We start from the raw sequence: 11,843 nt of genomic DNA, 5'->3' as shown, positions 1-11,843 counted from the left end.
TGCCCATATTGTCAGCGTTTATTTTTGCCCAATAAATAAATCTCACTGGAACGATTGCGGGAAGCCTCAGGCTTGCGCGTTTGCACCACGGCAAAAATTTCCCGCATGGCCGCCAGATATTCCTGATAGCCTGTGCCCTGAAATACTTTAACCAAAAAATCACCGCCTGTTTTCAAATGGTTGACAGCAAAATCCAAAGCCAATTCGCATAAATAAAAGCTCTTGGCCTGATCGGTCACGGCATTACCCGACATATTGGGTGCCATATCGCAAATTACAAGGTCTAAGGGGCGATTATCCAACAGCGACTCAAATTGCGCCAACACATCGTCCTCGCGAAAATCCCCCTGAATAAATGAAACACCGTCGATTTCATCCATCGGCAAAATATCCAAAGCAAATACCTGGCCGTTTTTACCAACTAATTTGGCCGCCACCTGCGACCAACTGCCCGGTGCGCTGCCTAAATCAGCCAAAATCGTGCCCGGCTTAATGAGCTTGTCTTTTTCATTGATTTCCAAAAGCTTATAAGCTGCACGCGCACGATAGCCGTCTTTTTGTGCCATGTGGACATAATGGTCGTTCACATGTTCGTTGAGCCATGCTTTGGAGGATTTGGAACGTACTGCCATAGTGTGTGAATGTGAAAATTGAATGGCGCTATTGTACGTTATTTTCTCGCAGCCCGCCGTTAAATCGCGTACAATATCAGATTATTATTTTTTAATTTAAGCAATACAAACATGTCTGACGATAAATTAAGCACCAAAGAAATTTTGGAACTCAAAGCCCGCGCGCATCACCTGAATCCGGTGGTGATGATCGGCCAACACGGTTTGACAGAATCTGTAATCAAAGAAACCGATGCCGCGCTCACCGCCCACGAATTGATTAAAGTGCGCGTATTGGGTGACGACCGTCAAGAGCGCGTAGAAATCTGCAATGCATTGTGCGAAGCAGTGGACGCACAATTGGTGCAACACATTGGCAAATTATTGGTTTTATGGCGTAAAAACTTAGAAATGTAAGCCGATTAAACAATTGCATTATAAAGGCCGTCTGAAAAAATGATTTTCAGACGGCCTTTTGATTTTCCAATTCATTAATTCATTTCCATTCAAGAGCAGAAATCCGCCAAATCAGCACCAATGCCAAAATCGCGCAAATCATATAAATCAAACTGGAAATACCGTGCCACATACCGAATGAACCGCCAGTTAAGCTAAGCAGCCAATTGGTAGTTTGGGTTTTATGCGCTTCAATCACCGGCGTGACCAAAAATTGATTGACAGCCAAACCGAGCCACAATGCTGCAATCAACTTGCCGTTTATCGAGCGTATATTGTGCGCCGCTGCTACACGTTTACCGGCAAAATACACCAGCGCCCAAACCACCAAACCCGTGCAAGACACCACATTAAACAACTCTCCCGCAATCGCACCGGCCTGTAATTTAGGCAAAATTTCAAACAACACCGGCGCAGCGATATAGCCCGCCATCATTTGCATGCCCAGCCATATGCCGGCTAACGCAACAACCGATTTATTCATACTGCCCTCCTTTGATTCAGACCAAGACCTTTGCAAAATCTCTATTTTTAGCGCATTTCTTCGTTATGCACTACTCGAAAGCTTGCCTATCCGATTGATATATCTTCACTTTCTGCACTATTATAACTTCGAACAGCACTCAAACCTGAGGATTTCCAAAGGTCTCAGGCCGTCTGAAAACAAATCCTTTCAGACGGCCTGATAATCCGTAATCGAATCTTTGATTAATTAAATATATTGCACCGAAATAATATCGTATTCGCGCACACCGCCCGGCGCCTGTACTTCTGCTATATCACCCTCTTCTTTGCCGATTAAAGCACGGGCAATCGGCGAACCGACGTAAATTTTGCGCTCTTTAATATCGGCTTCATCTTCACCGACGATTTGGTAGGTAACCTGCTCTTCGGTTTCCAAATCTTCCAAAGTCACGGTGCTGCCGAACACGATTTTGCCTTCGGCATGGATTTCAGCCGGGTTGATGATGTGTGCCAAAGAAAGTTTGTTTTCCAATTCGGAAATACGGCCTTCGATGAAACCTTGACGTTCTTTGGCGGCTTCGTATTCCGCGTTTTCCGACAAATCACCGTGCGAACGCGCTTCGGCAATCGCTTCAATCACTTCCGGACGGGCAACGCTTTTCAAGTATTGTAATTCTTGTTTCAATAATTCTGCACCGCGCACGGTCAATGGAATTTTTTGCATGGTATGTTCTCCGCAAAGCGTTTATACGTTTCTTCATTGATGGTGTCACGCCCACGGTCGGTCAGACCGCGGGCGCAAAATAAAAATACAAGCCGCCTGTGTTCGGCGGCTTGTTCGTAAAAATTGAATAGTGTTATTGTACCACCAAACCTGAAAACCGCAATGCTAAAAAGGGATTTCAAGGTGATTCGTGGCTTATTGGTCACACAAGCACAGGCCGTCTGAAACAAATTGAATCGATCTTGTCGGGCTGTCTGCTTGTGCCAATCATTAAAACGGAATATCGTCGTCAATATCGTCAACCGGAGCAGCCGGTGCAGTTGGCGCGCGGCGTGCCTGTGCAGCCGGTGGCGCGCTTGGTGCTTCTTGCTGATGAGCCGGAGCAGATTGGTAAGAGTGCTGCGGTGCAGATTGTTGGTAACCGCCTTGAGAACCTTGATAGCCGCCTTGATCATAGCCTCCGTCATCATAAGGTACGCCGCCTGAATTGTCATTTCGGCTACCCAGCATTTTCATTTCGCTGGCGATGATGTCGTAAGCAGTGCGCTCAATGCCGTCTTTGCCTTGGTATTTGCGGCTTTGAATGCGGCCCTCCAAATACACTTGGCTGCCTTTGCGCAGATACTGGCCGGCAATTTCAGCCAAGCGGCGGTACATGGTGATGTTGTGCCATTCGGTACGTTCTTGGCGCTGGCCGTTACGGTCGTTCCAGGTTTCACTGGTGGCCACGCTGAAGTTGCACACCGCCTCACCGTTGGGCATGTAACGGACTTCCGGATCGCGTCCCAAGCGGCCGATAAGGATGACTTTATTCAATGACATATCAATCTCCTGAAATGATTTTTTCCACTGCCGGCAGGTCGAAACCTTTTTGCAGCGCTTTAATATAAACGGTTTGTTTGTCTTGGCTGAACGTCACTGCTTCCACACCGGATAATCCGGTCAGCGCATGGTAAAGCGCGTCGGTTCGCCCCTGCCATTGCGGCTGTACCGCATAAGCAATATTCTTCACAGGCTTGGGCGCAGGTGACACCCAAGCAACCAGCAACCATAGCAACATCAACGCGCTGCAAAAGGCAAACACGCCGTTGAAGCCGTAATGCTGAAACAAGACCCCGCCAACCATACCGCCGGCAAACAGGCCGATGGATTGCATGGTATTGTATACTCCCATTGCCGTACCCTTCAAATCCGACGGCGCGATTTTCGACACCATCGACGGCAGACTGGCTTCCAACACATTAAAACCGATAAAATAAATAATCATAAACGCCGTAATGAGCCAAATGGAGCTCAAGCCGAACATCAAAGCGATTTGTGCCGAAGCGATACACGCAATACCAAAAATAAACACTTGTTTCAGTTTATTGCGTGTTTCACCCACGATAATAAGAGGCACCATCAATACCAAACCGATGATGGTCGCCGGCAGATACACTTTCCAATGTTGGGTTTTATGCAAGCCCAATGCCTCCATGGCAAACGGCAAGGTAGTAAACAGCGCCATTTGCGCCACGTGCAGCGCGAAAATGCCGAAATCCAAACTTAATAATTGGCGGTTTTTCAATACTTCGGCCACCCGAGCCGGCTGTGCCTGCGCATCATCGTGTACGCGGGACTGCTTGGGATTAGGCGTCATCCATGCCACCACGCCTATGCTGCTTACTGTCAGCACACCGGTCAGGGCAAACAAACCCTGCACGCCAACCCAGGCTGCCATCATCGGTGCCAGCACCAGGCTCACAGAGAAAGTCAAACCGATGCTCAAACCGATCATCGCCATAGCACGGGTGCGCACTTCATCTCGCGTCAAGTCGGCCAATAAAGCCGTCACCGCTGCACTCACCGCACCCGCCCCCTGCAAAGCGCGTGCCACCACCAGCATGGGTAAAGAATCGGCCACTGCAGCCATGAAACTGCCGGCAGCAAAGATAATCAGGCCGATGTAAATCACTTTTTTGCGGCCAAACTTATCCGAGGCCATACCCATCGGCAATTGCAATAATGCCTGCGTCAAGCCGTAGATGCCCATCGCCAAGCCGATTAAGGCTTTGTTGTTTTCTGCACCGGGCAAGGTTGCCGCATACAAAGCCAACACTGGCAGCACCAAAAACATGCCCAGCATGCGCAGCGCATAAACACCCGAAAGCGTCGTACTGGCACGCCATTCGTGTGGAAACATTTGTATGCGGTTATCTCTAGCCATCATTATTTTTCAGACGGCCTCATGAAGCATCAGGCCGTCTGAAACCTAAAAAGTCGTTGTCGTTAACGGAAAGATTATACAGGATTCAAATTTCTTTGCATTTGCTTTATCGCAGCCGCCTGATTTCGTATGTGAAATCCATCAGCCATGCCATTGCCAGCGGTTGCGCCACGCACCCAAAACGGCATTGGGATATTTGTTGCTGCCCAAGCTGCCGTTAAACCGCGCCAAAGCACGCGTCAAATTGCCTTTTTCCACATTATTGTAGTGGCGCAAAATGGTGCAACCGTAGCGAAGATTGGTGCGGATGTCGAAAAGATTGTGTGAAGGTTTGCCGATATAGTTTTTCCAAAACGGCATGACCTGCATCAAACCGCGCGCGCCCACGCCGCTGATGGCATATTGGCGAAATGCGCTTTCCACTTCAATCAAGCCCAATACCACTTGCGGATCCAATCCGGCCCGGCTGGCTTCGTAGTGGATATTAATGAGTAAACGGCGGCGTTCTACGCCATCGGGCACAAATCTGGCCATGCGTGACGACATGGTTTGCAGCCAGCGCTCGCCCTCAGCTGCATTAGCAAATATCAAACGTGCCGGGTTGACATTATTAATCGAGCCGCGCATCACCGAAGCCACGTCATCCGACAAAGTTTCTTCCCGTTGCGCACCGGCAACGGCCAAAGCAGGGCTAAAAAGCAACGCGCCGCCCGCAACCAGCAAGCGGCGGCGTGACAAAGAGGGTTCGACAATCAGATGAGCAGTTTTTTCCATAAGCTAACGTATTGTGTTTAAAGATGTTATGAATATAGGATTTGCACCTTTTAACAGGCCGTCTGAATCTCCGGTTTATTTTTTCAGACGGCCTATTATATGAGTATCTTTGCATTGAATCAAAGGATATCCACATTAGGGGATGACAGTATTTTTTGCACCATGTAACATAATGTCTTCATTCCACACCCACCCTATTCACTCTCCTATGACAGCTCCCAGCTCAAATCTTCTTGCTTCTGTGGACTTAGGTTCCAACAGCTTCCGCCTGCAAATCTGTGAGAACAACAATGGCCAACTGAAAGTAATTGATTCTTTTAAACAAATGGTGCGCTTTGCCGCCGGTTTGGACGAGCAGAAAATCCTCAGCGAAGAATCGCAAGAGCGCGCCTTAGAATGCTTAGCCAAATTCGGTGAGCGTCTGCAAGGTTTCCCGCCCGAGCAAGTACGTGTGGTGGCCACCAACACCTTCCGCGTAGCCAAAAACATCGCCCAATTTATCCCGAAAGCCGAAGCCGCCTTGGGCTTTCCGATTGAAGTGATTGCCGGCCGCGAAGAAGCGCGTTTGATTTACACCGGTGTGGTGCACACCCTGCCGCCCAATGGCGACCGCATGTTGGTTATCGACATCGGTGGCGGTTCGACTGAATTTATCATTGGATCAGACCTGAAACCGACCAACACCGAAAGTTTGGCATTAGGCTGTGTCACCTACAGCATGCGTTTTTTCCAAAACAAAATCACTGCCAAAGATTTCCAAGCCGCCATTTCCGCCGCACGCAACGAAATCCAGCGCATCAGCAAAATAATGAAGCGTACCGGCTGGGATTTCGCCGTCGGCACTTCCGGTTCGGCCAAATCCATCCGTGACGTGTTGGCTGCCGAATATCCGCAAGAATCCGACATCACTTACGAAGGCATGAAAAAGCTTGCCGACCGCATCATCGATGCCGGCTCGGTGAAAAAAGCCAAGTTGAACGATTTGAAACCTGAACGCGCCGAAGTATTCGCCGGCGGTTTGGCCGTGATGATGGCTGCTTTTGAGGAGCTGGAAATCATAAAAATGATGGTTACCGAAGCGGCATTGCGCGATGGCGTGTTCTACGATTTCATCGGCCGTAAATTAAACGCCGATATGCGCGACCAAACCACGGCCGAATTCCAAAAACGCTACCATGTCAGCCAAAACCAAGCCAAGCGCGTATCGGAAACGGCGCAAGCGTTTATGGAAAATATGTGTTTGGCGCTGAATGTGCCGGTGCAGGATTTGGCCAATTGGAAGCAATTCCTGTGCTGGGCCGGTTTGCTGCACGAAATCGGTTTGGACATCGCGCACACCGGCTACCACAAGCATTCGGCCTATATTTTGGAATACGCCGATATGCCCGGTTTTTCGCGCAAAGAACAAATCATCTTGTCGAAATTGGTGCTCGGCCATCGTGGTGATTTGAAAAAAATGGCCGACATTGTCGGCGACGATCAAATGCTGTGGTACGCCATTTTATCGCTGCGCTTGGCCGCACTCTTCTGCCGCGCACGCCTGCCGCTCGAATTACCGAACCAACTTCAGTTCCGCACCAATAAAGACAAGCAAAGCGTCTTGCTGCGCATCAGTGCCGATTGGCTCGATAAGCATCCTTTGATTGCTTCGGCATTGGAATACGAAAGCCAGCAATGGAACAAAATCAACCAACCTTTTGATGTGCAAACTTTGTAAATCAAATAAGCAAGTCGAGACCTTTGTAAAATTTGGCTTAAAGCAGTACATTTTCAAGTTTGAAAGAATCAAAGCCGTCTGAATTTCAGACGGCTTTTTTATATTTTCATTCTAGAATGACTTTTCTGCCATTTATTAAACGATTCCAATACCCGCTCAAGCAGGTTTTGCAATTGCATCCACTCTTCATCGGATAAATCGGCAAACATTTCTTTTTCCAAATTGTGGCCGATGGTTTCCGCCACCAACCATACTTCTTCGCCGCGTTTACTCAAATGCAGACATTGGCGGCGGTTATCGCGCTCATCTACCGTGCGGGTATCAGACCGCGCTGCTCCAACGCAGCCAAATTTTTAGACAACAGCGTTTTATCCAACTCCAAATTTTCCAGCAGCTCCGTCGGCGTACTGCCGGGCATGTCGTGGAGCAAACGCAAAACACGCAATTCACGGATTTTCAAGCCGACGGCATCATGATAATAAACATCGGCCGCTTTAATCGCCGCCGAACTGATTTGCACTAACCGGTAAGTCAGGTATGCCATGATTTCTCCTTTGTGATGATTCTATTTATTTTCCGATTATTTTCAGACGGCCTGCCATTCTCATATTAACGTAATCAAGACCGGGATCTTGCAAAATCTTCATCTTTGGCACATTTCTCCGTTATTCGCTGCTCGAAAGCTTGCCTGTCTTCATGATGCCTGCGCTTTCTGTGCTGCCCTAACTTCGAACCGTACTCAAATCCGAAGTTTTGCAACGGTCTCGGCCGTCTGAAAACCTAATTTGTTTTCAGGCGGCCTTGCGACATTGCTTAATACTTAAGGGCAAGGATTGCTTATTTCCGCATGTACGCCATTAATCGCATTCAATACATCTTCGCCCAACACCACCTCAGCTGTGGCGATGTTTTCGCATAATTGTTCCATTGTGGTCGCGCCGATGATGTTACTGCCGACAAATGCTTGCTGCGTCACAAACGCCAAAGACAACTGCGTCAGCGTCAAACCTGCATCTCCGGCGATTTTGGCGTAACGTTCGACCGCTTCTTCCGCTTTCGGCTTGGTGTAGCGTTGGAAACGTTCAAACAAGGCCAAGCGGCTGCCTTCGGGTTTCGCGCCGTGGCGGTATTTTCCGGTCAACACGCCAAACGCTAGTGGTGAGTAAGCCAGCAGCGGAATGTCTTCGCGCAATGAAATTTCGCTCAAGCCCACTTCGTAGCTGCGGTTGAGCAGGTTATACGGATTTTGTACCGAAGCCACCCGCGGCAAATCAGCGTTTTGCTCGTGTCGGTTGAGATAGCGCATGGTGCCCCACGGCGTTTCGTTCGACAAACCGAAGGCGCGGATTTTGCCTTGCTTCACCAATTCGCCCAAAGCGTCGACGATTTCTTCAATCGGGGTAAACGCTTCGTTATCCGGCAAGTCGGCCACGCCCAATTTGCCAAAGAAATTCACCTTGCGCTCCGGCCAATGCAATTGGTACAAATCCAGGTAATCGGTGTTCAAGCGCTGCAAACCGGCATCGCAGGCTTCCAAAATTTGTGCGCGCGAAAAATCATTGCCGTTGCGGATATAGCTTCCCAAACGGTTGGCGCCGGTCGGACCGGCAATTTTACTGGCCAACACAAAATCATCGCGCTTGCCGCGTGCTTTGATCCATGAACCGATATAACGCTCGGTGGTGGCATACGTTTCCTTACCCGGCGGTACGGGATACATTTCCGCCGTATCGATGAAATTCACGCCGTTGGCCAAAGCGTAATCCAGCTGCTCATGGGCTTCTTGCTCGGTGTTTTGCTCGCCCCATGTCATGGTACCCAAACAGATTTTGCTCACTTCAATGCCGGTGCGTCCGAGTTTGCGCTGTTCCATAAGACTCCTTTCAAAATGTTTTCAGACGGCCTGATCATTGACTTTAAGGCCGTCTGAAAAATAAATTAATAATTGCGGCGGCGGAAGAAAAATGCACCATCGCTGTCGGCTTCCAAAATATAGCGGCCGGTTTGTACGGCAGCATAGCCTGATTTGTTTTCGGAATATGATTTCAAACCGGCATGACCAATCAGATAATCGGTCAGCTTTGCGCTGTCTTCCGCCACATTGTCCACCAGCTTGGCGAATAAAGTATGGCAAATTCCGCCTTTGGGCCAGCCGATGTTTTTACCGCCATCGGTTTCCATACATTTGCCGCGAATCATCTCCAAATCGTTGCTGCGCTCGCCGACGAGTCCGACTTGATTGCCATCACTCATACCGTCAATCGGGTAAACCGCGTTGGGCTTGCCGTCAACCGTTTTACCCGATTGAGCTGCCCCCAATGCTAAACCGTTAATCGCAGCTTCATCAATATATTTCACTTTAAACACAGGCTTCGGCGGCACACCGGCTTGGGCTTCATCGGCCGGTTTATCAGGCTGGCCGCCACAGGCCGCCAGCAGCAGTGGCAATAACAATAAGGCGTATTTCTGCATGATTTTTATCCTAACGATTCGGAATGATTCGGAAAATGTTATTATAGCCACCCTGTAATGGTTTTGATACCCACCAAGCCCACGAAAAACCCCATGATTTGGAACATTATTATCATCCACCTGCTCGGCATGATGAGCCCCGGCCCCGATTTTTTCTACATCGCCCGCACCGCCGCTTTACACGGCCGCAAAAATGCCGTGTTTGCCGTATTGGGCATCGTCACCGGTGTGATGTTTTGGGCCAGCGCTACCATGCTCGGCTTGTCGCTGCTGCTGAAAACCTTCCCCATGTTCAACAGCGTATTGATGTGTTTGGGCGGCAGCTATTTGATGTATTTGGGATGGAAAATGGTGAATGTGCGGCAAAACGCCGATTTCAGCAATGCCGAAGCCGCTGCGGTTGCTAAGCCTGCCACTCCGTTAAACGAAGCGAAAAAAGGATTGCTAATAAACCTTTCCAACCCCAAAATCGTGGTCTATTTCAGCAGCGTGATGTCGGCGGTGTTGGCAGACATCACCGAAACGTGGCAAATCGCCGGTGTCTTGCTGCTGCTTTGGGTGGAAACCATCGTTTTCTTCAGCGGTTTGGCGGTTTTGTTTTCCGGCCAAGCCGTGAAACGGTTTTACAGCCGCTACAGCCGCTATTTGGATAATTTTTCCGGTTTTTTTTTCCTATGCTTCGGTGGCTACTTGATTTATAAGGCTTTATTTCCCTAACTGATTCAAACGGGGCCGTCTGAAACATTCAGAGGGCCTTTTTATTTCGAATGAATATGTAAAGATATGCTATAAAACTTTGAATTTCCAAAGCTATTTGATACATTTAATTGATTTGACCACAACAATAATAAGGAGACGCGCAATGATTTGGTTTATCTTAGCCGCCACCCTGCTGATACTCGAGCTTTTCATCGGCACGATTTATCTGATGGTGGTGAGCGCTGCTTTATTCGGCGCAGGTTTGGTGGCATGGTTGACCGCCAACACCGTAGCCGCGATTCTAACCGCCGCCGTTTTATCTGCTTTAGGCATTTGGTGGGCGCGTGGTTGGATTCAAAAACACCGCAAACCGGATGAAATTGAAAACCTTGCCAATGATCTCGATGTCGGCCAAACCGTGCAGATTTCGCGCCATTTACACACCGATTATTACGAAGTGATATACCGCGGCACACATTGGCAGGCGCAGGCCTTAAATGCACTGGCCGCCACCACTGCGCAAACCGGCGTGATTACCGGCAAAAACGGCAATATTTTATTGATTCACTTACATTAATCCATTCACATTAAGGAATAAAATATGGAAATTTTATACAGCTTCCCGATTCTGATTTTGGCAGCGGTAATTGTATTCGGCTTCAAAGCCTTTGTGGTCGTGCCGCAGCAGGAAGCCTATGTGGTCGAGCGTTTGGGGCGTTTTCACAAAGTGCTCAATCCCGGTTTGAGCATTCTGGTTCCTTTTATCGACCGCGTGGCCTACAAACATACGTTAAAAGAAATTCCGCTGGATGTGCCGAGCCAAGTCTGTATCACGCGCGACAATACCCAGCTGACTGTCGACGGCATCATCTATTTCCAAGTCACCGACCCGACATTGGCTTCATACGGCACCAGCAACTACGTTATAGCCATCACCCAATTGGCGCAAACCACCCTGCGCTCGGTCATCGGCCGCATGGAATTGGATAAAACCTTTGAAGAGCGCGACGAAATCAATAGCATCGTTGTGGCGGCGCTGGACGAAGCAGCCACTTCTTGGGGCGTAAAAGTGTTACGTTACGAAATCAAAGACTTGGTTCCGCCGCAAGAAATTCTGCGCTCTATGCAGGCGCAAATCACCGCCGAGCGTGAAAAACGCGCCCGCATCGCCGAATCAGAAGGCCGCAAAATCGAGCAAATCAACTTGGCCAGCGGTCAGCGCGAAGCCGAAATCCAACAATCCGAAGGCGAAATGCAGGCGGCAATTAACGAATCACGCGGCCAAAAAGAAGCGCAAATCAACCGCGCCCAAGGTGAAGCCGAAGCCCTGCGCTTGGTGGCCGAAGCCAACGCCGATGCCATCCGCGCTGTCGCCGCTGCGTTGCAACACCCGGGCGGCAATGAAGCGGTGAATTTGAAAGTGGCCGAACAATATGTCGAAGCCTTCAGCAAACTGGCTAAAGAAAACAATACCTTGATTATGCCGGCCAACGTGGCAGATATCGGTAGCTTGGTTTCTGCAGGCTTGAAGATTGTGGAAGGAAATAAAAATTCTTCATCGATTTTGAAATAATCGTTTAATAAAAAGGCCGTCTGAAAAAATTATTTTCAGACGGCCTGAAACCTTTGCAAAAAAACCAAAACTCCCCTAAATTCCCCCTAAAGAATTCAGAGGCGTTTTTTTATGAGCAGCTTCTTCCACCAACAAGCCCGAATCAT

The 11,843-nt window shown here is 49.0% G+C and carries 15 protein-coding genes; 5 read left to right on the top strand and 10 right to left on the bottom strand.

The window, feature by feature from the left end:
• Window positions 1-11 precede the first annotated feature (11 nt).
• Window positions 12-632 carry an RlmE family RNA methyltransferase gene (locus ACFPVS_RS01875; RefSeq protein ID WP_123803729.1) on the bottom strand — a complete coding sequence of 207 codons (621 nt, stop codon included), beginning with the start codon at window positions 630-632 and terminating at the stop codon, window positions 12-14.
• 111 nt (window positions 633-743) lie between these two features.
• On the opposite strand from ACFPVS_RS01875, the gene yhbY reads away from it, so the two are divergent.
• On the top strand, window positions 744-1,028 hold the full coding sequence (gene yhbY / locus ACFPVS_RS01870; RefSeq protein WP_096295297.1) for a ribosome assembly RNA-binding protein YhbY: 285 nt from the start codon (window positions 744-746) through the stop codon (window positions 1,026-1,028).
• A gap of 79 nt (window positions 1,029-1,107) precedes the next feature.
• On the opposite strand, the gene ACFPVS_RS01865 is transcribed toward yhbY, so the two are convergent.
• The 5 genes from ACFPVS_RS01865 to ACFPVS_RS01845 all read right to left on the bottom strand — a co-directional run bounded on the left by ACFPVS_RS01865 (window position 1,108) and on the right by ACFPVS_RS01845 (window position 5,236).
• Window positions 1,108-1,551, bottom strand: coding sequence for a DUF4149 domain-containing protein (locus ACFPVS_RS01865; protein ID WP_096295298.1), 444 nt, complete (start codon window positions 1,549-1,551; stop codon window positions 1,108-1,110).
• Between the two features lie 228 nt (window positions 1,552-1,779).
• The gene (greA, locus tag ACFPVS_RS01860; protein ID WP_096295299.1) at window positions 1,780-2,256 is read right to left on the bottom strand and encodes a transcription elongation factor GreA; all 477 of its coding nucleotides are present in this window, start codon (window positions 2,254-2,256) and stop codon (window positions 1,780-1,782) included.
• A gap of 270 nt (window positions 2,257-2,526) precedes the next feature.
• The gene (locus ACFPVS_RS01855; RefSeq protein WP_096295300.1) at window positions 2,527-3,078 is read right to left on the bottom strand and encodes a single-stranded DNA-binding protein; all 552 of its coding nucleotides are present in this window, start codon (window positions 3,076-3,078) and stop codon (window positions 2,527-2,529) included.
• Between the two features lies 1 nt (window position 3,079).
• On the bottom strand, window positions 3,080-4,462 hold the full coding sequence (locus ACFPVS_RS01850; RefSeq protein ID WP_378595370.1) for an MFS transporter: 1,383 nt from the start codon (window positions 4,460-4,462) through the stop codon (window positions 3,080-3,082).
• Window positions 4,463-4,603: 141 nt separating this feature from the next.
• Window positions 4,604-5,236 (bottom strand): lytic transglycosylase domain-containing protein, encoded by a 633-nt coding sequence (locus ACFPVS_RS01845; protein WP_096295301.1) that lies wholly within the window; start codon window positions 5,234-5,236, stop codon window positions 4,604-4,606.
• Window positions 5,237-5,444: 208 nt separating this feature from the next.
• Here ACFPVS_RS01845 and ppx point away from each other — a divergent pair, with 208 nt between their 5' ends.
• Entirely contained in the window at window positions 5,445-6,953 is a 1,509-nt protein-coding gene (gene ppx / locus ACFPVS_RS01840; RefSeq protein ID WP_096295302.1) for an exopolyphosphatase, read from the top strand.
• 98 nt (window positions 6,954-7,051) lie between these two features.
• Here ppx and ACFPVS_RS01835 read toward each other — a convergent pair whose 3' ends face one another.
• The 4 genes from ACFPVS_RS01835 to ACFPVS_RS01820 form a co-directional block, all read right to left on the bottom strand.
• Entirely contained in the window at window positions 7,052-7,228 is a 177-nt protein-coding gene (locus tag ACFPVS_RS01835; protein WP_198345238.1) for a hypothetical protein, read from the bottom strand.
• A 32-nt stretch (window positions 7,229-7,260) separates the two neighbouring features.
• Window positions 7,261-7,497, bottom strand: coding sequence for a MarR family transcriptional regulator (locus tag ACFPVS_RS01830; RefSeq protein ID WP_198345239.1), 237 nt, complete (start codon window positions 7,495-7,497; stop codon window positions 7,261-7,263).
• Window positions 7,498-7,773: 276 nt separating this feature from the next.
• Window positions 7,774-8,826 (bottom strand): NADP(H)-dependent aldo-keto reductase, encoded by a 1,053-nt coding sequence (locus tag ACFPVS_RS01825; RefSeq protein WP_096295303.1) that lies wholly within the window; start codon window positions 8,824-8,826, stop codon window positions 7,774-7,776.
• A 65-nt stretch (window positions 8,827-8,891) separates the two neighbouring features.
• On the bottom strand, window positions 8,892-9,425 hold the full coding sequence (locus ACFPVS_RS01820; protein ID WP_198345240.1) for a hypothetical protein: 534 nt from the start codon (window positions 9,423-9,425) through the stop codon (window positions 8,892-8,894).
• 93 nt (window positions 9,426-9,518) lie between these two features.
• On the opposite strand from ACFPVS_RS01820, the gene ACFPVS_RS01815 reads away from it, so the two are divergent.
• The 3 genes from ACFPVS_RS01815 to ACFPVS_RS01805 all read left to right on the top strand — a co-directional run bounded on the left by ACFPVS_RS01815 (window position 9,519) and on the right by ACFPVS_RS01805 (window position 11,697).
• Window positions 9,519-10,142, top strand: a complete 624-nt coding sequence (locus ACFPVS_RS01815) for a LysE family transporter (protein WP_199721089.1) — start codon at window positions 9,519-9,521, stop codon at window positions 10,140-10,142.
• A gap of 145 nt (window positions 10,143-10,287) precedes the next feature.
• Window positions 10,288-10,701 (top strand): NfeD family protein, encoded by a 414-nt coding sequence (locus tag ACFPVS_RS01810; RefSeq protein WP_096295304.1) that lies wholly within the window; start codon window positions 10,288-10,290, stop codon window positions 10,699-10,701.
• A gap of 24 nt (window positions 10,702-10,725) precedes the next feature.
• On the top strand, window positions 10,726-11,697 hold the full coding sequence (locus tag ACFPVS_RS01805; protein WP_096295305.1) for an SPFH domain-containing protein: 972 nt from the start codon (window positions 10,726-10,728) through the stop codon (window positions 11,695-11,697).
• Window positions 11,698-11,843: the final 146 nt, after the last annotated feature.

Origin of the sequence: Neisseria weixii (genome assembly GCF_042658245.1) — a bacterium.
Classification (GTDB): domain Bacteria; phylum Pseudomonadota; class Gammaproteobacteria; order Burkholderiales; family Neisseriaceae; genus Neisseria; species Neisseria weixii.
This window is presented reverse-complemented; position numbering and strand designations above follow the sequence as displayed.